This is a genomic window from Tissierella sp. (assembly GCF_031460495.1).
Lineage (GTDB): Bacteria > Bacillota > Clostridia > Tissierellales > Tissierellaceae > JAVKTS01.
In genome coordinates, this window is the sequence record NZ_JAVKTS010000002.1 from 1 (window position 1) to 23189 (window position 23189).

At 32.4% G+C, this 23189-nt stretch carries 23 protein-coding genes and 2 riboswitches; all 23 genes read left to right on the forward strand.

What is annotated here, in order from left to right:
* The first annotated feature begins 193 nt into the window (after positions 1-193).
* The 23 genes from RIN63_RS03760 (at position 194) to grdC (ending at position 23188) form a co-directional block, all read left to right on the forward strand.
* The gene (locus RIN63_RS03760) at positions 194-475 is read left to right on the forward strand and encodes a DUF503 domain-containing protein (RefSeq protein WP_310443340.1); all 282 of its coding nucleotides are present in this window, start codon (positions 194-196) and stop codon (positions 473-475) included.
* 13 nt (positions 476-488) lie between these two features.
* Positions 489-1130, forward strand: a complete 642-nt coding sequence (gene nth / locus RIN63_RS03765) for an endonuclease III (RefSeq protein ID WP_310443341.1) — start codon at positions 489-491, stop codon at positions 1128-1130.
* Positions 1131-1148: 18 nt separating this feature from the next.
* The gene (locus RIN63_RS03770) at positions 1149-3119 is read left to right on the forward strand and encodes a cell division FtsA domain-containing protein (protein WP_310443342.1); all 1971 of its coding nucleotides are present in this window, start codon (positions 1149-1151) and stop codon (positions 3117-3119) included.
* A 30-nt stretch (positions 3120-3149) separates the two neighbouring features.
* Positions 3150-4529, forward strand: a complete 1380-nt coding sequence (locus tag RIN63_RS03775) for a VanW family protein (RefSeq protein WP_310443343.1) — start codon at positions 3150-3152, stop codon at positions 4527-4529.
* 18 nt (positions 4530-4547) lie between these two features.
* Positions 4548-5219, forward strand: a complete 672-nt coding sequence (locus tag RIN63_RS03780; RefSeq protein ID WP_310443344.1) for a DUF2225 domain-containing protein — start codon at positions 4548-4550, stop codon at positions 5217-5219.
* A gap of 170 nt (positions 5220-5389) precedes the next feature.
* The gene (locus RIN63_RS03785; RefSeq protein ID WP_310443345.1) at positions 5390-6619 is read left to right on the forward strand and encodes a 5-bromo-4-chloroindolyl phosphate hydrolysis family protein; all 1230 of its coding nucleotides are present in this window, start codon (positions 5390-5392) and stop codon (positions 6617-6619) included.
* A gap of 17 nt (positions 6620-6636) precedes the next feature.
* On the forward strand, positions 6637-7785 hold the full coding sequence (locus tag RIN63_RS03790; protein WP_310443346.1) for a toxic anion resistance protein: 1149 nt from the start codon (positions 6637-6639) through the stop codon (positions 7783-7785).
* 25 nt (positions 7786-7810) lie between these two features.
* Positions 7811-7957: a hypothetical protein gene (locus RIN63_RS03795; RefSeq protein ID WP_310443347.1), complete on the forward strand. Its 147-nt coding sequence runs from the start codon at positions 7811-7813 to the stop codon at positions 7955-7957.
* Between the two features lie 125 nt (positions 7958-8082).
* Complete coding sequence (locus tag RIN63_RS03800) at positions 8083-9087, forward strand: type II CAAX endopeptidase family protein (RefSeq protein WP_310443348.1); 1005 nt, start codon at positions 8083-8085, stop codon at positions 9085-9087.
* Between the two features lie 33 nt (positions 9088-9120).
* Positions 9121-9699 carry a type II CAAX prenyl endopeptidase Rce1 family protein gene (locus tag RIN63_RS03805; protein WP_310443349.1) on the forward strand — a complete coding sequence of 193 codons (579 nt, stop codon included), beginning with the start codon at positions 9121-9123 and terminating at the stop codon, positions 9697-9699.
* Positions 9700-9784: 85 nt separating this feature from the next.
* Complete coding sequence (locus RIN63_RS03810) at positions 9785-10282, forward strand: methylated-DNA--[protein]-cysteine S-methyltransferase (RefSeq protein WP_310443350.1); 498 nt, start codon at positions 9785-9787, stop codon at positions 10280-10282.
* Positions 10283-10307: 25 nt separating this feature from the next.
* Positions 10308-10493, forward strand: a riboswitch (cobalamin riboswitch).
* A 93-nt stretch (positions 10494-10586) separates the two neighbouring features.
* On the forward strand, positions 10587-11579 hold the full coding sequence (locus RIN63_RS03815; RefSeq protein ID WP_310443351.1) for a cobalamin-binding protein: 993 nt from the start codon (positions 10587-10589) through the stop codon (positions 11577-11579).
* A gap of 13 nt (positions 11580-11592) precedes the next feature.
* Entirely contained in the window at positions 11593-12639 is a 1047-nt protein-coding gene (locus RIN63_RS03820; protein ID WP_310443352.1) for an iron chelate uptake ABC transporter family permease subunit, read from the forward strand.
* 46 nt (positions 12640-12685) lie between these two features.
* Complete coding sequence (locus tag RIN63_RS03825) at positions 12686-13459, forward strand: ABC transporter ATP-binding protein (RefSeq protein ID WP_310443353.1); 774 nt, start codon at positions 12686-12688, stop codon at positions 13457-13459.
* Between the two features lie 119 nt (positions 13460-13578).
* The gene (locus tag RIN63_RS03830; RefSeq protein WP_310443354.1) at positions 13579-14388 is read left to right on the forward strand and encodes a Cof-type HAD-IIB family hydrolase; all 810 of its coding nucleotides are present in this window, start codon (positions 13579-13581) and stop codon (positions 14386-14388) included.
* A gap of 20 nt (positions 14389-14408) precedes the next feature.
* Entirely contained in the window at positions 14409-14876 is a 468-nt protein-coding gene (gene trmL, locus RIN63_RS03835) for a tRNA (uridine(34)/cytosine(34)/5-carboxymethylaminomethyluridine(34)-2'-O)-methyltransferase TrmL (protein ID WP_310443355.1), read from the forward strand.
* Between the two features lie 112 nt (positions 14877-14988).
* Positions 14989-16593: a Na/Pi cotransporter family protein gene (locus tag RIN63_RS03840; protein WP_310443356.1), complete on the forward strand. Its 1605-nt coding sequence runs from the start codon at positions 14989-14991 to the stop codon at positions 16591-16593.
* Positions 16594-16705: 112 nt separating this feature from the next.
* A riboswitch (glycine riboswitch) is annotated at positions 16706-16807 on the forward strand.
* Between the two features lie 201 nt (positions 16808-17008).
* Complete coding sequence (gene trxB, locus RIN63_RS03845) at positions 17009-17947, forward strand: thioredoxin-disulfide reductase (RefSeq protein WP_310443357.1); 939 nt, start codon at positions 17009-17011, stop codon at positions 17945-17947.
* A gap of 37 nt (positions 17948-17984) precedes the next feature.
* Positions 17985-18305, forward strand: a complete 321-nt coding sequence (locus RIN63_RS03850) for a thioredoxin TrxA (RefSeq protein WP_310443358.1) — start codon at positions 17985-17987, stop codon at positions 18303-18305.
* A gap of 81 nt (positions 18306-18386) precedes the next feature.
* A complete protein-coding gene (locus RIN63_RS03855; protein WP_310443359.1) occupies positions 18387-19673 on the forward strand; it encodes a glycine/sarcosine/betaine reductase component B subunit in 1287 nt (428 codons plus the stop codon).
* A gap of 59 nt (positions 19674-19732) precedes the next feature.
* A complete protein-coding gene (gene grdA, locus RIN63_RS03860; protein ID WP_310443360.1) occupies positions 19733-20206 on the forward strand; it encodes a glycine/sarcosine/betaine reductase complex selenoprotein A in 474 nt (157 codons plus the stop codon).
* Between the two features lie 46 nt (positions 20207-20252).
* Positions 20253-21569: a glycine reductase complex selenoprotein B gene (grdB, locus tag RIN63_RS03865; RefSeq protein ID WP_310443361.1), complete on the forward strand. Its 1317-nt coding sequence runs from the start codon at positions 20253-20255 to the stop codon at positions 21567-21569.
* Positions 21570-21649: 80 nt separating this feature from the next.
* Complete coding sequence (grdC, locus tag RIN63_RS03870) at positions 21650-23188, forward strand: glycine/sarcosine/betaine reductase complex component C subunit beta (RefSeq protein ID WP_310443362.1); 1539 nt, start codon at positions 21650-21652, stop codon at positions 23186-23188.
* Position 23189 lies beyond the last annotated feature (1 nt).

Genomic DNA, 23189 nt, shown 5'->3' on the forward strand with positions numbered 1-23189 from the left:
GAAGAGTTAGATGTATGGTAACAGCAGATCATACTAAAGAGCAATTAGACAGAGCAGTAGAAGTCTTTGAAGCAGTTGGAAAAGAGATGAATATATTAAAATAATCTAAAAGGGAGAAGATTCTCCCTTTTTCTTTTACATATTTGGGTCTAAAATATAAAAAAATGCTTAACCTATAATAGAGGTGGTATAGATGATAGTAGGAGCTTGTTCATTGAAATTGAGAATATATGAATCAAATTCTTTGAAGGATAAGAGACATGTAATAAAAAGTATAATAGGCAGGGTGCAATCAAGGTTTAATGTATCAATAGCTGAAATAGATTTAAATGATAGTTGGCAATCATCAGTAATTGGATTCGCTTGTGTTACTAATGACACAAATCATGCTAACCAAATCCTCTCAAATGTGATAAAATTTATAGATGAGGATGGTAGATTAGAAATAATAGACCATGAAATAGAGATATTATAGGTGGTGAAATAAAATGATGCTTTCAAAAGAAGAAACTAAAATAGTAATAAATAAGCTTTTAGAGAGGTTTCCAGATGCAAAAGCAGAGCTGGATTTTACGAATAATTTTGAACTATTAATTGCAACTATACTCTCAGCCCAATGTACAGATGTACAAGTAAATAAGACTACTAAGGTTTTATTTCAAGAATTGAAAAAGCCTGAAGATTATATAAAATTGTCTGTAGATGAATTGGGAGCAAAAATAAGGTCCTGTGGATTTTACAAGACTAAGAGTACAAATATACTAGAAACATGCAAACTACTACTAGAAAAATATAATGGTGAAGTGCCAAGTACTATGGAGGAGTTAACATCTTTACCTGGTGTAGGTAGAAAAACTGCCAATGTAGTATTGAGCAATGCCTTTAATACTCCAGCAATTGCAGTAGATACCCATGTTTTCAGGGTATCTAATAGGATAGGACTAGCTAATAGTACAAATGTCTTAGATACAGAAAAGGATTTAATGGATAATATAGAAAGAGAGATGTGGTCTAAGGCACATCATCTGCTAATTTTCCATGGAAGAAGAATATGCAAAGCAAGAAAACCATTATGTGATATTTGTCCAGTAACTGATTATTGTTTCTATTACAAAAAAGAGAGTAAATAATAGGGGGAAGGTGGTATTTTGAAGGGTGAACTAATATTTTCGCTAGATATTGGAACTAGAACTATTATAGGCATAGTAGGGGAGTATCTGGAGGATGAAAGTTTTAAGGTACTTGCATATACCGTAAAAGAACATAAAAAAAGAAATATGTTTGATGGACAGATCCATGATATTGAAGGAGTAGCCAAGGTAGTTAAGGATGTAGTAGTAGAACTGGAAGAAAAAACAGGCACTAAGCTAAGGGTTGTATCCATAGCTGCTGCTGGTCGAGCTCTTAAGACTCATAAAATAAGAGTGGAACAGACTATTGATGACTTAGAGATAACTAGAAATAAGGTAGAGGCTCTTGAATTAGAAGCTGTTCAAAGAGCCCAAGATGAGATGAACCAATTAGAGATAAATAAAATTCTTAAGTATTATAGTATAGGTTATACTGTAGTAGATTATTATTTAGATGAAAATAGAATGGAGTCTTTAGTTGGTCATAAGGGAGAGCGAATAGGAGTAGAGCTTTTGGCTACATTTTTGCCTCAAATAGTTATTGAAAGTTTATATACTGTAATATCAAGGGTTGGACTGGAAGTAGGTAGTATTACTCTTGAACCAATAGCTGCAATTAATGTGGCAATTAAGAAGGAGCTAAGATTATTGAATTTGGCCTTAGTGGATATTGGGGCAGGTACATCAGATATTGCCATCACAAAAGATGGTCAAATTATTTCATATGCCATGACATCTACTGCGGGAGATGAAATAACTGAAAGATTAGCTCAGGCCTATTTATTGGATTTTAATAATAGTGAAAAGCTAAAGGTAGAGCTTAGCAGAAAAGAAGAGCACGATTTTATTGATGTAATAGGGGTATCCCACAATCTAAGTACTAATGAAATTGTAAATACAATTTTTGATGTAATTGAAAAGATAGCTACAGAAATAGCAGATAAAATAATTGAGTATAATGGTAAAGCTCCCAGTGCAGTATTTCTAGTTGGAGGAAGTAGTCAAATGCCAATGCTAAAGGAGACCATAGCCGAAAAACTAGGACTGCCGAAAGAAAGAGTAGCAATAAGAGATACATCTGCGATTGAAAATATTGAAGGGTTAGAAGAGACTAATGGGCCTGATATGATAACGCCAATTGGTATTGCCATAGAAGGTGCTCAGGATAAATATAGAAACTTTATTAAAGTTACATTCAATGGAGAAGAAATTCGAGTATTTAACACTGAGGATATTAAAGTATCCGATGTTTTAGTATTGACTGGGTATAATCCAAGAGATTTAATGCCTAAGAGATCCGATGATTTTATATACTATATCAATGGCAAGAAAAGAATAATAAGGGGCAAAGAAGGTACCCATCCAGAGTTATTGGTAGATAAAAATTCAGGAAATTTAAAAACTAAATTAAGGGATGGAGCTGTTATAGATATTATTCCTAGCATAGTTGAACCTATTGAACCACCATACCTCTATGATATTGTATTAATGGACAAAACAATATTATTTGATAAAACAGAAATTGATCTTGTGGAAGAAATTAAAGTTAATGATAAGGTCATAGGTAGTAATATTAAGCTAAATAAAGAAGATAAAATTCAAGTTAATGAAATAAAATCATTTGGAAATCTAATAGATAGATATGGTAATGGATCAAGTACTGAAGAATACTTAATAAACGGAGAAAAACATCCATATTACTATGAGTTAAAGAAAGGCGATATAGTTTCAAGAATATCGATGGAAGAAGTCAATCATCATGTTGATAATACCATAGGAGATAATAAATTAATAAGATTAGTGATAAATGATAGCCAAATGGACATATACTATAAAAAAGACAAATTTGTCTTTGTAGATATTTTTGACCATATAGATTTTGATAGATCTTCATTAAAAGGGAAGTTAGTTTTGAAGGTAAATGGCAGAGATGCAGAATATATGGAAGACTTAAAGAATGGAGATAATATAAAAGTCTACTGGGAATAAAATAGCAATACTTTAGGCTGGAGGCTATAAATGAAAAAACCTATAATTGTTTCGATATTCATTGCTGTAGCAGTCTTAGCTACAGCATTAGGATCAGGATTTTATATTTACAAAACTATCCTCAATATAGATACTATATATAAAGGCATTTCAATTGATGGATATGATGTAAGTAATAAAACTATGGAACAAGCCTTAAAGTATATTAAAGAAAAAAAGGAAATGGAAATTCCCAATAAAAGCATGAATCTATTATATGAAGAAAAGATCTTTAATATAAAAATAACTCAACTGGGATTCTCATATAAATACGAAACTGCTGTAAAAACTGCATATAAACTTGGAAGGCAAGGAAATGTCCTTAAAAGATTAAGAGACATTATGAAGATTAAAAATGGAGTTGAAGTATCATTAAATTTTTCATACCAATATAGTAAGATAGAAGATGTAGTAAAAGATATTTCCCGACAAATAAATAGAGAGAAAACAGATGCTAGTATTGAGATACTTAATGGAAAAATTACAATAAATGATGAAATAGTCGGAAAGAAACTAATGTCAGATAAGCTGAGTAGAGATATTATAGAGAATATAAATCTACTTAAAGATATAGAAATTCCTGTAGAGGATATTCAGCCTAGAATTACAAAAGCATTTATATCTAGAATAGATGGCATAATAGGAGAATTTTCAACTTCATTTAAAGGTAGCAGTAGTGGAAGAATAGAAAATATTAAGTTATCCGCTAAAGCCATAAGCAATAAGTTGATTTCTCCAGGTGAAGAAGTATCATACAACAATACAACTGGACCGAGAGAATCGAAAAATGGTTATAAGGAAGCCAATGTAATCATAGGAGGCGAGCTTACACCTGGGCTAGGTGGAGGGGTTTGCCAGACATCCACAACTATGTATAATGCTTTATTACTTGCAGACATTACAATTCTTGAACGACATCCACATTCTATACCAGCAAATTATGTACCATATGGTCAGGATGCTGCAGTTGCTTATGGTTACTTAGATTTAAGATTTAGAAATGATTTTGATTTCCCTATTTATACTTATGCCAAAGTAGTAGGATCCAGTGTGCATATCTATATTTATGGAGATACCAAGGCAAAGGATTATCAGGTTAAGATTAATCCAGTGATAGTAGAAAAAATATATGCAAAGACTGAGGAAATATATGATGAAAAATTATCACCAGGTACTAAATTAGATATTCAAAAAGGTAGAACTGGGTATAAAGTTAATACCTTTAAATCCATAATAAAAAGCGGGAAAGTTGTATCAAAAGAGCAAATAACTACAGACCATTATAGAAAAAAAGATTATATTTATAAAGTAGGTCCCCTATTACAGAACACGATAAAAGATGATACAATAATAGATGAGAACATTAGATAAAGAAAGGAAGCAAATAAAATGGAAGAAATAAGTGCACTATATGATAAAACTATTGAGTGTCCTGTATGCTCAAAGGAGTTTACTACAAAAAAAGTACGGCTTTCAAAGCTAAGATTAGTTAAGAGAGATGAAGATTTTCTAAACTATTATAGTACTGAAAATCCAATAAAATATCACATATTTGTATGCCCTCACTGTGGGTATGCTGCAGCTGATAATAATTTTGAAGCTATTAAAAAGGATCAAAAAGGAATTATTATTGATAATATTACTTCAAGATGGAAACAACGAGATTTTGGTGGAGAGAGAGATTTAGATGAGGCAATTGAGTCATATAAATTGGCTTTAGTTTCAGGAACTTTATTAAATGATACAAAATTGGAGCAAGGAAATAATTGCCTAAATATAGGTTGGCTATATAGACTTAAAGAAGAAAAAGATCAAGAAATGAGATTTTTAAGATTAGCTAGAGATCAATTTATAGATGCATATAATAATGAATCCTTATCAGGAACTAATATGGATGATAGCAAATTGTCCTATTTAATAGGAGAATTATCAAGGAGATTAAATGAAGCAGAAGAATCTTTATCTTGGTTTAACACTTGCCTGGGGCTTGCATCAACTAAAATGAATCCAGCATTAAATGAAATGGCTAGGGAACAATGGAGATTGATAAGAGAGATGTAGAAAACAAGAGCTAACTTTATTATTATAAAGCTAGCTCTTATTTTATGTATTTATAGTAAAGTAGATAGTTGATTTCGAAAAATAGATATGGTATGATTTACAAAATGATAAAAAATAGATTAGTGTTATAAAGAGAAATGGAATCTAAAGTTAATAACTTGGAGGCGAATATGAATAGGCGGGGTAATTTAAATTTAGGTAATCAGATTAAGGATATAGTTCAGGACGCGTTGAACAATGGAGATTTCAAAACATTGAATCGCGAGATTGAGAGCGTTGTTAAAGGTGCACTTGATGAGGTAGGAAGGTCAATTAATAGGAAACAAGTGAATAATCATAATTTAAGCAATGGAAATAATCAAATAAATAGCAAGAATACTATTATTAATTACAGTAATGTTCCCCAAGGGAATATTCAGAGAAAGCCAGTTCCAAAGTTAACAAAGTTCACAGTTCCTATGGGACAGGTATCAAGTGTATTGCTTACTGTATTTGGGATTATAGGTAGTACAGCTTTCGGAATAGCTGTATTTGTATTGCTCATATTAGGTTCTGTCATGGGTGGAATATTTAATACCATTGCTATGGGACTATTACCTTGTTTTATTGGATCTGTAATTTTATCAATGAATGGCAGTAGGATTCGTAAAAGACTAAAGAGATTTCAACGATATGTGTCAAAGATGAATGGCCGCAATTATGCCCTGATTAAAGACCTTTCATCAGTAGCAGGTTGGAATGATAAAGCTACTGTGAAAGATTTGCAAAAGATGATTTCTATAGGTATGTTTCCAGAAGGGCATATTGATGATAAAAAAACCTGTTTTATGTTAAATAACGAATGCTACGAGCAATATCTTGAGCTACAAGAAGGTATGAAAATGAAGGAGTTGGAGAAGCAAGAAAGTCAGAAACAGGATGCTATACAGGGAGAAAATAATAAAGATGATAAGTTAAAACCTGAGATTAGAAAAGCAATTGATGAAGGACGACAATTCGTCACGGAAATTAAAAATGCAAATATCGCAATTCCAGGTGAAGAAATCTCACTTAAGTTAGATAGATTGGAAGAAATAACAGGAAAGATCTATGATTATGTGGAGATTCATCCAGAAAAGTTTAATGAAATAAAGAAGTTTACTGAGTATTTCCTTCCTACAACATTAAAACTGGTAGATGCTTATAGAAAATTCGATCACCAACCAGTACAAGGAGAGAATATTTCAAGCGCAAAGAAAGAAATAGAGGAAACAATGGATACCATTAATATTGCCTTTGAAAATTTATTGGATGGTCTCTTCGAGGATGCAGCAATGGATATATCAACTGACATATCTGTATTAGAAACTATGTTTGCACAAGAAGGATTAACAGAGAAGAATATGAGAGTTCAAAAATAAAATTATGGAGGATAAAAATGAATAATGAAATACCAACATTAACTTTTGAGCCTTTTAACGATGATGAATTAACTCAAGAAATACCAAGTGGAGACATAATCAGTAAGGATGATATCCAGATTAAAAAGCATGTATTTGATGAAAGCATCCTTTCACCTGAAGAGAAAAAGATTGTAGAGGATTTTGCAAATCAGATTGATTTAAATAAATCAAATCAAATCCTTCAATATGGAGTTGGAGCACAAAAGAAAATTGCAGATTTTTCCGAAACAGCTTTAGGCAATGTAAAAACTAAAGATTTAGGTGAAATCGGTGAAATGCTTTCTGGTGTTGTAACTGAGTTGAAAAGCTTTGATGTAGAAGAAGAGGAGAAAGGATTTTTAGGCTTCTTCAAAAAGACATCCAACAAACTTACAGCAATGAAGGCAAAATTTGATAAGGCAGAAGTTAATGTCAATAAAATCTGTGAAGCATTGGAAGCCAATCAAATACAGTTGCTGAAAGATATAGCTATGCTTGATAAAATGTACGATCTTAATAAAACATATTTTAAAGAACTATCTATGTATATATTGGCAGGTAAAAAGAAACTGGCTAAGGTTCAGGAGGAAGAACTACCTGCCCTAATAGAGAAGTCTGCTGCCAGTGGCTTGCCAGAGGATGCACAGGCTGTTAATGATTTAACCGCAATTTGTAACCGTTTTGAGAAAAAGATTCATGATTTAGAACTAACTAGAATGATTTCGATTCAAATGGCACCACAAATTCGTCTAGTTCAAGGCAATGATACTATAATGGCTGAAAAGATTCAGTCTACAATTGTAAATACAATTCCACTATGGAAAAGTCAGATGGTTTTAGCTTTGGGCGTTACTCATTCAGGACAGGCTGCAAGAGCTCAAAGAGAAGTAACAGATATGACAAATCAACTCTTAAGAAAAAATGCTGAAACACTTAAAATGGCAACTATTGAAACAGCAAAGGAATCAGAACGAGGCATTGTGGACATTGAGACACTTCGCATTACAAATGAGTCACTAATATCCACCCTTGATGAAGTTATGCGTATTCAAATAGAAGGTCATCAAAAGAGGAAGGAAGCAGAAGTCGAGCTAAATAGGATTGAAGAAGAACTGAAAACTAAGCTTTTAGCTATAAGAGGCTAATGGAAGTCTCAAATATGTATTAAAATTGAATAATTCAGATCTAATTTCTGATGCAAATAGAACAGCCACCTTTACTGATATAAAGGTGGCTGTTTTTTGTTTTATTGATTTAGATACAAAGTTCGACAAACTATTTAAGGAACTTATGATATATTGTTTTAGAAGTAAGTGAGCTAATGGCAATAACAATTGAACTATAATTTATTATATGTTTTATTTAGTCAAATGATTCAATTTAGTTTTACTAAGAAATATCGTTAACAGAATATGTAATAAATAATAAGTAGGAGGGATATCTTGGAAAAATATAAAGTTTCAAATAAGGATCTTATTTTATTTATAACAATTACTTTTGTTTTAACAATTCTAATGGGATTTGCAATGGGAGCCGCATATACTAGAGCTTCTGTAGACTCTTTCCCCTTAGTACAAATGTATTACCCTGCAATAGGTGCTATGGTTACTTTATTATTAAATAAAAGGTTAAGAAAAGAATTACCAAAGAATTTCTTTAGTATATTCTTGTTTTTTACAATAACATCTATTCTTTATCTTTTATTCTCTATATTTATATTACACAAAGACCCAAATGACCATTTAACATTTTGGTTATTTATAGGAAGCATTTCTTTAATTCTTGGCTACAATATGGATAGTGAGACATCAATAGAAAGCTTTGGTTTAAAATTCATGATAAACAACAAATCAGCACTTATTAATACTTTATTGTTTGTAGGGATATATATGATTTCTTTATTTATTGTGCCACTGTTCACTGGAGAAGTCAGTAGTTATATTGAACCATTTAAGACTTTGAAAACATGGTTTATGTTATGCTTGTTACCTCTTTCATTTCTAACTAACTTTCCACTATTCTTAGGTGAAGAATATGGATGGAGATATTTTCTACAACCAGCACTTCAAGAACGAATGGGAAAGGTCAAGGGAGTAATAATTCTAGGGATTATTTGGGGAATTTGGCATTTACCAATAAATATGTTCTATTATAGTCCAGAAACACCATTTCATTCTATTATAAATCAATTAATAGGTTGTATTGCCTATTCAGTTTTCTTGGGATATGTATATATGAAGACTGAAAATATATGGGCTATATCTATGATTCATTTTCTTAACAATAGTCTTGGTAATGTATTATATGGAGCAACAGGAACTAATCTAGTATATACATGGGATGCAGTTCTACTCAATCTAATTATTTTCTCCATATTGTATTTGCCATTCTTGTTAGCTAAGGAGTATAGAAAAGTGGATATGGAGGATAAGGAATTGGTTGAATAATTAACTTAAGACAGTCTTAAAGAGGTGTTGCATATGATGGGTAAAAGCAAATTTGAAAAATTAACAGATAGATTAGTAAAGATGTCAACATGGAAAGTAGTTTTATTAGGCTTTGCTATGGTAATGACTATTACTTTTCTTCAACAAGTTGCTTTTCATCTATGGGGTACAATAAAAGTTGAAGATTTAAGATATATGTTTACAGCTGAAGGGTTAGAAGAACAGGTACATTTTTCCAGGGCATTTCTTATAGGTGTAATATATGTACCACTAGTTGAAACATTAATTTATCAGGTATTAATATTGAAAATTTTCTTTTACTTAAACTACGAATTTGAATATAAAATTGGATTGCCAGTTATAGTATCTGCACTAATATTCGGTTTTGCGCATTGGCGAATTCCATCCACAATAATAGATAGTATTATTAAAACAATATGTAGCTCTTTAATTGGTTTAATCCTAGCTTATAGTTATGCTGTTTTCCATCTAAGCGATCGAAAAGCTATTATAAATACAGCTATAATTCATGGATTACTAAATTTATACTCAGCTACACCAGCACTGTTATTTATACGAATATATGATATGTTTAAAAGTTTACTTAATTAAAGTAAACATTGTATTGCCAATCCTCCTATGATAATATAAGGATGAAATATTAATTAATTCTTGCTATTAAAAGGAGATGTAAATAATGAATCCGAAATATTATTCTTTTGAAACACCTATGGGTAAAATGAAAGTATTCTTTATAGAGGATGGTATAATAGCCATTTCTTTAACTGAAGAAGAGGACAACCTTAGATATATTAACAAATATTATGGTAACCCAATTGAAGTAGATAAAGGGGATTATAATTATCATCAAGAAATAGTTAAATATTTAGAGGGAAAAATTAAAGAATTTACTGTAGCTTTTTCATTTAAAGGAACAGAATTTCAGGAAAAAGTCTGGAATGGGCTACTAAGTATTCCTTATGGTGAGACTAAAACCTATAAGGAACTTGCTGAAATAGTAGGTTCTCCAAAGGGGTCTAGGGCAGTAGGTGGTGCTTTAAATAAAAACCCAATTGCTATAATTGTACCTTGTCATAGGGTAATAGGTAGTAATGGCAAATTAGTAGGTTTTGCTGGTGGATTAGATATGAAGGATAAATTATTGTCTTTAGAAAAGAATAATCTTGATAATTAGATTCAAGTCTGATATTATGTAACTACAATAGAATAACTTTATAGGTGTTCCATATAAATGGAACTTAAAAGGGAAAGTGGTTAGATGCCACTACAGCCCCCGCTACTGTAAATGGGTACGAAACCAACAAATAGCCACTGGGAAACCGGGAAGGTGTTGGGATTAGGATGATCCATAAGTCAGGAGACCTGCCTGTATTTAAGCCTCGGAGGGAGGGATGAGAGAATTCATAAACTTATCCTTATTTAATAGGCATAAGTTTTTTTGTTATGTAGGAGACTAAAGTGAAAATTGGAGGAAAAAGATGAAGAAATTTAGAGGAATTACATTATTCTTATTATTGATGCTAGTAGCAGTAGTTATGGTTGGCTGTGTATCAAAGGACCAAAATAAAGAGGAATTAAAGGTTGAAGGAATAGAGAAAAATATAGATGATAATAGTGAAGACAAAAATGAAGAAGTTCAATCTTTCCCTGTAGAAGTTGAAGACAGTTTTGGCAATAAGGAAACAATAGAAGAAGAACCTATGAAAATAGTTTCCTTAGCTCCAAATAATACTGAAGTATTGTTTGCATTAGGCTTAGGAGATAAAGTAATTGGAGTAACTAGTTATTGTGATTACCCTGCAGAAGCTGCAACGAAAGAAATAATTGGAGATTACAGTGGAAATAATTTAGAGAAAATTGTAGAGTTAAATCCAGATTTAGTATTAGTTTATGGAGCAGGAAAAGAAGAAGAAGTAAAAATATTAAAAGATGCGGGGATTAAAGTACTTGGTTTTATGCCTGAAAACATAGATGCAGTTATAAAAGATATTGAGACAGTAGGAAAGGCAACAGGAAAGAGTAAGGAAGCAGCTGATCTTATTGAAGCAATGAATCAAAAGAAAAATGATATATTAGATAAAGTAAAAGGACAAGAAGAATTAAAGGTATTCTATGAAATATGGCACGACCCTCTTATGGCAGCTGGTAAGGGATCATTTATGGATGAACTTATAACTTTAGCAGGTGGAAAAAACATAGCTAATGATGCAGAAGGCGCTTATCCACAATATGATTTAGAGCAATTAGTTGAAAGGGATCCAGAAGTATATTTAACAGCTCAGGATATGCCTGATAAAACTGTAGAGTCTATAAAATCAAGAGTAGGGTACGAAAATATTTCAGCCATTAAAAATGATAGAGTATATTTATTTGAAGGAAATGAAGCAAATGTAGTATCTAGACCTGGACCTAGGATAATTGATGCTTTAGAAATTGTAGCAAAAGCTATTCATCCAGAATTATTTAAGTAAAGTTGGGATTTAGATGAAATTAAATATAAGCAAGTCCAGATATAGTTATATATTAATACTATTGTTTATTGTACTAGTATTATTAGTAGGATTTTTTTCAGTAATAGGTACTGCTAATATAAATATTGTTGATACTTTTAGAATTGTAGGTTCAAAATTACCTATTATTAAAAATTATGTAGATATTTCAGATATTGAAAAATCCCATCAAACTATAATCTGGGCGATTAGACTTCCTAGGGTACTATTAGGTGTCTTAGTGGGTTCAAGCTTATCCATTGCTGGTGCTGCTTTTCAAGGAATATTTAAAAACCCAATGGCTGATCCTTATGTAATAGGTATTTCATCTGGAGCAGCCCTTGGAGCTAGTATTGCAATAGTCCTAGGAATAAATATATCCTTTATAAACATATCCACTATATCAATTTTTGCATTTTTAGGTGCATTGGGAGCTGTATTTATAGTATATAATATTGCAAGGATAAAGAATAAGGTTCCAGTAACGACCTTGCTTTTAGCTGGTGTAGCCATAGGGCAATTTTTAACAGCTATTATGTCTTTTATTATGGTTATATACAGCAAGGATATGGCAAAGATTATTTATTGGACAATGGGTAGTTTAGCAGGTAAGGGCTGGGATCCATTGATAAAAATATCAATTCCAGTATTTATCTCAATGGTCTTAATTAACTTTCATGCCAGAGATTTAAATATTATGCTAACTGGAGAAGAATCAGCTCAGAGTATGGGAGTAAATGTAGAGAAGACTAAAATTTATGTATTAATATTAGGAACTTTTATGGTTTCAATGGTTGTATCCATAGCAGGTATTATTGGATTTGTTGGACTTATAATTCCTCATATAGTAAGGATTTTGCTTGGACCGGATAATAGAATACTACTTCCTGCGTCAGCGCTAGTAGGCGGAATATTTATGGTGGCAGCTGATACAATAGCTAGAACAGTTATCAGCCCTGTTGAAATTCCAGTAGGTATCATAACTGCACTATTTGGAGGGCCATTTTTCTTATATTTACTTAGAAAGAGTAAAAAACAATGATTTAATGTAAGCTTAACTGTTAATTGTTAACACCGGAGGTGTTAGTATGTATGCACTTGAAGTCAAAAACTTAAAATTTGGATATAGTAGAGAGTTAATCTTAAAAGATATTTCTTTTAATGTGGAAAAAGGAAAATTCATAAGCATTATAGGACCTAATGGTTCAGGTAAATCTACTCTTTTGAAAAACCTTAATCGTATTTATACTCCTAGAGGAGGAAAGGTTTTTTTAGATAATATCGATATTAAAAAGATAAGGACTAAGGAATTAGCAAAAAAAATTGCATTAGTGCCTCAAAATACCAATATTGATTATGAATTTACAGTAGAAGATATAGTACTAATGGGAAGGCATCCTTATAAGGGAAGATTCCAAAAAGAAGATGAAAGTGACTATGAAATAGTCAAGGAAGCTCTAGAATTAACTAACACTCTTCACTTAAAGGATAGGATTATTACTGAGTTATCTGGCGGGGAGAGGCAGAGAGTTATAATCGCTAAAGCTTTAGCTCAAAATCCTTCTATTATCTTATTAGACGAACCAACATCTCATTTAGATATAAATCATCAAATCGAGATACTGAACCTTTTAAGGAAATTAAATAAAGAAAAGGGAACTACTATAGTAGTCGTAATTCATGATATAAATTTAGGGGCAAGATACTCTGATAAAATAATTATGCTTAATGAAGGTGAAATCATAGGTATAGGAAGTCCAGAGGAAGTCATTACCAAAGAAAATATTGAGCATGCGTATAATCTAGAGGTTGCCATAGAGAAAAGTAAATATACAGATACTATTTATTTAACTGCCTTATAATAATTGTAAATAAAACCTTTCTATTAATAGAGAGGTTTTTTAAAGTCTTTTAACATTTTTTTGAAGCTTTTATTATTATTAAGTTTATGTTATATTAAGTAATTGAGGGAGTGAAATATATGACATATAAATTGATTGCTATTGATATGGATGGTACTTTATTAAATAGCAATAATGAAGTATCTGAAAGGTCGAGAAGAGCAATAGAAATGGCAAAGGAGAAGGGTGTTCATATAGTTATATCAACAGGTAGAATATTAAAATCAGCATTATTCTATTCAAATGCATTAAAATTAAACAACCCAATAATTGCGAGTAATGGAGCAATAATTGTAGATGAATCTGCTAATATTATTTATAAGAAGCCTATTGAAAAAGATTTGGTGAAACAAATAGTGAACATTGCTAGAGAAAAAAATATATACTATCATTTTTATGATGAATCTAGATTTTATTCACATCTAAAAGTTGAAGAGGTACTTGCATTTTATAGTGAAGGGAATGGCAAATTAAATATTGACATGACAGTATTTGAAGATGTGGAGGAAATACTACAAATAAAAGATATAAACATATATAAATTCTTATTCGTTGATAATGATAGAGATAAACTAAATAATCTTAGAATGGAGCTAAACAAATTAGAAAAAATAGGTACATCAAGCTCCTGGAATAATAATATCGAAGCGATGGGACTAAATGTTTCAAAGGGAGAGGCTTTAAAGGAACTATGTAATAGGTTGAATATTAAGCCAGATGAGGTTATAGCCATTGGAGACAGTGAAAACGATCTTTCTATGTTAAAATTTGCCAAGTTAGGTGTAGCTATGGGAAATGGTGATGAGAATATTAAGAAGCAAGCAGATTATATAACGGACTCAAACAATGAAGATGGAGTAGCTAAAGTAATAGAAAAATTTGCATTATAATGGGGGATGAAAATTAAATTATGGCATTACATATAGTACTGGTGGAACCAGAAATACCTCAAAATACAGGGAATATTGCTAGGACCTGTGCATTAACTGGTGCAGCACTTCATTTAGTTAGGCCCTTAGGATTCTCTGTAGATGATAAAGCATTAAAAAGAGCAGGGCTTGATTATTGGAATTTAGTTGAAATACATTATTATGATAGTTTTTCTGAAGTATTGGAGAAATATCCTAATGGAAGTTTTTATTTTGCTACAACAAAAGCAAAACATAGATATACTGATATAAATTATAAAGATGAATCGTTTTTTGTATTTGGAAAAGAAACTAAAGGTTTGCCAAAGGGATTATTAGATGATAATATTGACAAGGGAATTAGAATACCCATGAGGACAGACATAGCAAGATCTCTTAATTTAGCTAATTCTGTAAATATAATATTATTTGAAGCTTTGAGACAATTAAACTTTCCAAATATAGAATAATATTTTATTTAATTATCAATATAAAAAACTACAAAAATATGATATTATATGACTAGAATAAATAGGTCAACAAAAGATTAAATAGGTTAATAAATTATTTAGGAGGTTAGTTATGGATATTGCGCTACCAGTGCTTGGTGGACTTGGGCTATTTCTATATGGAATGAACATAATGGGAACAGGTTTGCAAAAAGCAGCAGGTGATAAACTAAAGAGATTAATAGAGGTACTTACTAACAATAGACTAATGGGGGTATTAGTAGGAACATTAGTAACTATGGTTATTCAAAGTAGTTCTGCCACTACAGTTATGGTAATAGGATTTGTAAATGCAGGAATTATGTCTTTAACCCAAGCGGTAGGAGTTATAATGGGTGCTAATGTTGGTACAACAATTACTGCTCAATTAATTGCATTTAAGTTAACAGATTATGCACCTTTAGCAGTAGCCATAGGTGTGGCGATTTGGCTTTCAGCTTCTAAGAAAAAATCTAAAAATATAGCTGAGATATTGATTGGATTTGGTATTCTTTTTATTGGGATGGAAATGATGGGAGATGGATTAAAACCATTAGCTAATAATCCAGTTTTTTCTGAAGTAATGAAAAAATTAAACAATCCAGTTTTGGGAATGTTAGTTGGCCTTGGAATGACTACACTTGTACAAAGTAGTAGTGCTTCTATAGGTTTATTGCAAGCATTGGCAGGACAAGGATTGCTGAACATCAATATGGCTTTTCCAATACTATTTGGAGATAATATTGGTACGACTACAACAGCTATGATATCATCAGTTGGAGCAAATAAAACTGCAAAGAGAGCTGCTGTTATCCACTTTCTATTTAACTTAATTGGTACAATTATATTTATGACTATCTTAAGGGTGCCAATACAAGCTTTAGTTCTAAAGATATCTCCAAATGATATTCAAAGGCAAATTGCTAATGCCCATACATTATTTAACCTAATCAATATAATTATACAATTACCATTTGCTAGTTTATTAGTTAAAGCAGCTACATTAATTGTTCCGGGAGATGATATAAGAGAAGTCAAAGAAGGTAAATTCCTTGATTTAAGAATTATCGAGACTCCTTCCATAGCATTGGGTCAAGCAAGAAAAGAAATTATTAGGATGGGAAAATTTGTAGAAGACAATCTAGTTAAATCTAGACAAGCCTTAGTAGAAGGGCAATATGAAAAAATAGAAACAGCATTGGATCAAGAGCAAAAAATAAACAAATTGCAAAAAGAAATAACCGAGTATTTGGTAGCACTATCAAATGCACCAATGACGGATGATGAACATAAGCAAGTTAATGTTTTCTTTAATAATATTAATGATATAGAAAGAGTAGGAGACCATGCTGAGAACATAATTGAACTAGCTGAAGAAAGAAAAGAAAATAATTACCAATTTACAGATGAAGCAATAGCTGAATTAAATGAAATGTTTGATAAATGTCAAGAAGGATTAAATAAAATAATAGAGGCTTATAATACTAATAATGAATCCTTAGCCAAAGAAGTATTAGCTATCGAAGAGGAAGTAGATGCACTAGAAACAAGGAATAGAACTAATCATATTGATAGACTAAACAGAGGAATGTGTTCTACAGGTCCTGGAATTTTATACTTAGATGTTATGTCTAATCTAGAAAGAGTATCAGATCATTGCCATAATATAGCATTATATGTTTTAGACAACTATAAATAAAAAATAATTAAACATTAAAAAAATCTATAATAAATGGGGTTGTATATTTATAGTTTATATTATATAATGTATATGACTGATAAATATCTATCAATATAAATTCATACACTGGATGATAAATACGGGAGAGACCATTTTATGGCGCCGAAGGAGTAAGTTAAAGAATTAACCGATTCTTAATGAAACTCTCAGGCAAAAGGACCGTATTTTGACAGCACTCTGGAAAGCGCTAGCACCGAAGGAGCAACCCAAGCAATTGGAGAATCTCTCAGGTAAATGAACAGAGTAAATAGGTTTATTAGACCTATTTATTCTGTTTTTTGTTTTTTATTTTATTAAATTGGGTAAAATGAAAAGGTAATAATTAAATTTATATTATAGCTACATAATAAATATTTACAAGGGAGGAAATTAAATGGTTTATGATGTAATAATCATAGGAGCAGGTCCAGCGGGTTTAGCAGCAGGACTATATGCATCAAGAGCAAGACTAAACACTTTAATCATCGAAAAGGAAGGTGACGGTGGACAAATTAAAACAACTGATGAAGTTGCTAATTATCCAGGGTCAATCGAAAATGCAAGTGGACCATCTTTAATAGCTAGAATGGTAGAACAAGTTAATGAATTTGGTGCAAAAAGAACAATTGATGAAATTAAATCCGTAGAATTAGAAGGTCAAATTAAAGTTTTAAAAGGTACTAAAGAAGAATATCAAGCAAAAACTGTTATCATTGCAACAGGTGCAACACCAAAACTAATAGGATGTCCAGGAGAAAAGGATTTAACAGGTAGAGGAGTTTCTTATTGCGCTACTTGTGACGCTGCTTTCTTTGAAGACCTTGAAGTGTTTGTAGTTGGTGGTGGAGACTCAGCTGTTGAAGAAGCAATGTATTTAACTAAATTTGCAAGAAAAGTAACTATCGTTCATAGAAGAGATGAGCTAAGAGCAGCTAAATCAATTCAAGAAAAAGCTTTTAGCAATGAAAAAATGAATTTCATGTGGGATAGCGTTATTACAGAAGTAAAAGGTGATGGAATTTTAGAGTCCATGATAGTTAAAAATGTTAAAACTAATGAAGAAACAGAAATATTTGCAGATGAAGATGACGGTACATTTGGAGTATTTGTATTCGTAGGATATAATCCAGCTACAAAATTATTTGATGGCTTAATTAATATGGAAAATGGGTATATTATAACAGATGATAATATGAAAACGAATATACCAGGAGTATTTGCAGCAGGAGATAACAGAGTTAAATCACTTAGACAAGTAGTTACTGCTACTGCTGATGGGGCAATTGCAGCTGTTCAAGCTGAAAAGTATATAGATGAAACATTTGAAGCTTAATAGCTTAAAAGCTAAAAAATATTAGGAGGTATTATAAATGATAGAACTAGATAAGGATAATTTTGAATCAGAGGTATTACAAGGAGAAGGATATATTTTAGTGGATTTTTGGGGACCTACTTGCGAACCTTGTAAAGCACTTATGCCACATGTTCATGAGTTTGAAAAGACTTATGGAGATAAAATCAAGTTTACATCTTTAGATATTACAAAAGCTAGAAGATTAGCTATTGGACAAAAAGTTATGGGACTACCTGTATTGGCTATATATAAAGACGGAGAAAGAATTGATGCAGTAGTAGCTGATGAAGCGACAATAGAATCCGTTGAAGAATTGTTAAAGAAGTATTACGCTTAATTAACCCAGTTTTTGATTCTGGGCCTAGTGCCCAGAATTGAGATATATAGATACTTGCTAAAAAAAAGAGGAGGTGAATTTATGCGTCTGGAATTAGGCCATGTGCTAATTAAAGATGTTCAATTTGGTGCTGAAACCAAAATTGAAAATGGTGTATTAACTGTTAATAAACAAGAATTAATCGACTTAATAAGAGAAGATGAACACCTTGCATCAGTAGACGTTGAAATCGCAAAACCTGGTGAAAGTATTAGAATTACACCTGTTAAGGACGTTGTAGAACCAAGAGTTAAGGTTGAAGGTCCAGGGGGAGTTTTCCCAGGAATTTTATCAAAGGTTGATGTTGTAGGTTCAGGAAAAACTAATGTTTTAAAAGGTTGTGCAGTTATGACAACTGGTAAAATAGTAGGTTTCCAAGAGGGTATTGTTGATATGACAGGACCTGGAGCTGAGTTTACTCCGTTCTCAAAGACAATAAACCTAGTAATGAAATGTGAACCTGTTGAAGGATTAAAACAACATGATCACGAAAGAGCAGTAAGATTTGCAGGATTTAAAGCTGCTGCATACCTTGCAGAAACTGCAAAATCATTAACACCTGATACAGTGGAAGTATATGAGACAGACACATTATTAGAAGGAATTAAGAAATATCCTAATCTTCCAAAGGTAGGATATGTTCAAATGCTTCAAACTCAAGGATTACTTCATGACACTTATGTTTATGGAGTAGACGCTAAGCAAATTGTACCAACTATAATGTATCCAACTGAAATCATGGATGGTGCTATTGTAAGTGGTAACTGTGTATCAGCTTGTGATAAAAACACAACTTATCATCAAATGAATAACCCAGTAATTCATGATCTTTTAGCAGCTCATGGTAAAACTGTTAACTTTGTTGGAGTTATCATTACAAACGAAAACGTTTACCTTGCAGATAAAGAAAGATCATCAAACTGGACAGCTAAACTTGCTGAATACCTTGAGCTTGACGGTGTTATAATTTCACAAGAAGGTTTTGGTAACCCAGATACCGACCTTATTATGAATACTAAAAAAATCGAAGCAAAAGGTATAAAAACAGTAATAATTACTGATGAATATGCTGGACGTGATGGCGCGAGTCAATCCCTAGCAGATGCTGATGCTTCAGCTAATGCAGTAGTTACAGGTGGAAACGCAAATGAAATAATCGTATTACCACCTATGGATAGAATAATTGGAACTTTGGATTATGTTGATATAATAGCTGGTGGTTTTGACGGAAGCTTACAAGCTGACGGAACTATCACTGTAGAAATTCAAGCTATTACAGGAGCAACAAATGAAGTAGGTTTCAATAAAATGTCCGCAAGAGGATTCTAGTAGGATATATATGTAGGAAAAATAATAGTTATTACAAAATAAAGAAAGGAAGTGGCAAGATGTCAATTTTTAACGAAAGTACAAAAGTTATTATTATTGGCGATAGAGATGGTATACCAGGACCAGCTATGGAAGAATGTGTAAAGACCACTCCTGCAGAAGTAGTGTTTTCATCTACTGAATGTTTCGTCTGAACGGCTGCAGGTGCAATGGACTTAGAAAATCAAAAGAGGGTTAAAGACTTAACTGAAAAATACGGAGCAGAAAACATGCTTGTATTAATCGGTGGAGCTGAAGCTGAAGCAGCAGGATTAGCAGCTGAAACAGTAACAGCAGGTGACCCTACATTTGCAGGTCCATTAGCAGGAGTCTCGTTGGGACTTAAAGTTTATCATGCAGTAGAACCAGATTTCAAAGAATCAGTTGATTCAGATGTATACGATGAGCAAATTGGTATGATGGAAATGGTTCTTGAAGTTGATGAAATAGTTGAAGAAGTAAAGGGTATAAGAGAAGAATTCAGCAAATTTTAATTAAACATAAAATCCCGATACGAAATATATGAGAGGAGGGGAACAAATGGGGAAAATTAAAGTAGTACATTATATAAATCAATTCTTTGCTGGAATTGGTGGAGAAGAAATGGCTGACCATAGACCAGAAGTTAGAGAAGGAGCAATGGGACCTGGTTTGGCTCTTCAAGCAGGATTCAAAGATGAAGCAGAAATAGTTGCTACAGTTATATGTGGTGATGGATATTTTGGTGAAAACTTAGAAGCTGCTGAAAAAGAAGTTCTTGAATTAATTAAACAATATAACCCAGACTTAGTAGTAGCAGGACCAGCATTTAATGCAGGTAGATATGGTGTTGCAGCAGGTACAGTTACTGAAGCTGTACAAAACAAATTAGGTATCCCAGCAGTAACTGGTATGTATGTTGAAAACCCAGGTGCTGATATGTTCAAAAAGGCAGTTTATGTTGTTTCTACTAAAAACTCAGCTGCTGGTATGAGAGATGCAGTTAAAAATTTAGTGCCATTAGCACTTAAGATAGCTAAAGGCGAGGAAATCGGTTCTCCAGAAGAAGAAGGATATTTACCAAGAGGAATTAGAAAGAATTATTTCACTGATAAGAGAGGTTCTGAAAGAGCAGTTGATATGCTTGTAAAGAAACTTGCTGGTGAAGAATTTGAAACTGAATTCCCAATGCCAAACTTCGATAGAGTAGATCCTAACCCAGCTGTATTAGATTTATCTAAGGCTACAATTGCTATAGTAACATCAGGCGGTATTGTACCCCATGGCAACCCAGATCGTATTGAATCATCATCCGCTCAAAAATATGGTAAATATGATATTGACGGTGTAGATGATTTAAAAGAAGGAGAATGGGAAACTGCACATGGTGGTCATGACCCAGTATATGCAAACATAGATGCAGATAGAGTTATTCCAGTTGATGTATTACGCGACATGGAAAAAGAAGGTAAAATTGGAAAACTACACAGATATTATTATTCAACAGTAGGTAATGGTACAGCTGTAGCAAGTTCCAAAAAATTCTCTGAAGAATTCAGTGCAGAAATGAAGAGAGACGGCGTAGACGCAGTTATCTTAACTTCTACCTGAGGCACTTGTACACGTTGCGGTGCAACAATGGTTAAAGAAGTTGAACGTGCTGGCATTCCAGTAGTTCATATATGTACTGTAGTTCCAATATCATTAACAGTAGGAGCTAATAGAATAGTTCCAGCAATAGCTATCCCTCATCCATTAGGAAATCCAGCATTGGATCCTAAGGAAGAAAAAGCTTTAAGAAGAAAAATAGTTGAAAGAGCATTAGAAGCTTTAACAACTGAAGTAACTGAACAAACTGTATTTGATGTAAAAAAATAATTAATATATAATATAAAAGGGTGATTTTATCACCCTTTTATAAAAAAACGGTACATACCAAAATTTATGGAGGTGGACATATGAATTATTCAGTAGTAAAAGGAACATCTTATGTATTGGTGCATGCGCCAGATATGATTATTCAAAATGGTACAACTCAGACAACGGAAAGATACTTACATCCAGACTCTGAGTATTTAAAAGAGTTACCAAAGTATATACGTAGCTTTGAAGCAGCAGTTAATTATCTTCCAAATCAAGTATATATTGGAAATCATAAGCCAGATGAATTAAAATTAGTTGAGCAACCATGGTTCGATAAAGATGTAGCTGATGCTAAAAGAGATGGTAAATTTGGTGAAATAATGCCACAAGATGAATTTTATGGACTAATTAAGATTGTAGACGTATTTGATCTTGTACTTCTTTCAAAGGAGTTTTCAGCAGAAATTAAGCCAAAACTAGAAAAACATCCATTAATTAAGGATGAATTTGTAGCTAAACTAAAAGAAGGTCACGATATAGCTGATATCGAAAAGTTTGTAAATGAGCAGGATGCAGAGGGACTTTACAATGGTGGTAAATTAGTTGGATGTGTAAAGAGAGCTCATGATGTAGACGTTAATTTAAATGCACATGTAATACTTGAAAACCTTGTATCAAAGGCTTCTGGTGTATTAGCCGCTTGGCACTTATTAGCTAAAAACAATCTACAACCTGAAGAGGTAGAGTATGTAATTGAGTGTTCAGAAGAAGCTTGTGGAGATATGAACCAAAGAGGTGGCGGAAACTTTGCAAAGGCAATAGCTGAAATGGCTGGTCTAACAAATGCTACTGGTTCTGACTTAAGAGGATTCTGTGCTGCACCAGCTCATGCTTTAATATCAGCTGCTTCACTAGTTCAATCAGGTACTTTCAAGAAAGTAATGATAGTATCAGGTGGATCAACAGCTAAGTTAGGTATGAATGGAAAAGACCATGTTAAAAAAGACATGCCTGTTTTAGAAGATGTAGTAGGAGGATTTGCAGTAATTGTTACAGAAAACGATGGTATTAATCCGATTTTTAGAAATGATTTAGTAGGAAGACATACAGTAGGTACTGGTTCATCACCACAAGCAGTAGTTACTTCATTGGTTACAGTGCCTCTTGATAAAGCAGGATTAAAAGTTACAGATATAGATAAATACTCAGTAGAAATGCAAAACCCAGATATTACAAAGCCAGCAGGAGCTGGAGATGTTCCAACAGCAAACTACAAGATGATAGCAGCAATAGGAGTTAAGAGAGGGGAACTTGAAAAAACAGCTATAAATGATTTTATTCAAAATCATGGTATGGAAGGCTGGGCACCAACTCAAGGACATATTCCTTCAGGAATTCCATTTATTGGATTTGCTAGAGAAGAAATGTTAGCAGGAACTATGAATAGAACAATGGTAGTAGGAAAAGGATCTTTATTCTTAGGTAGAATGACTAATCTATTTGATGGTGCTTCAATAGTTATAGAAAAAAATCCTGGAAAAGTAGATTCAAATAAAGGTGTATCCGAAGAAGAAATCAGAGGTTTTGTGGCAGAAGCTATGAGAGATTTCGCTGCTCATCTACTAAAGGATTAGA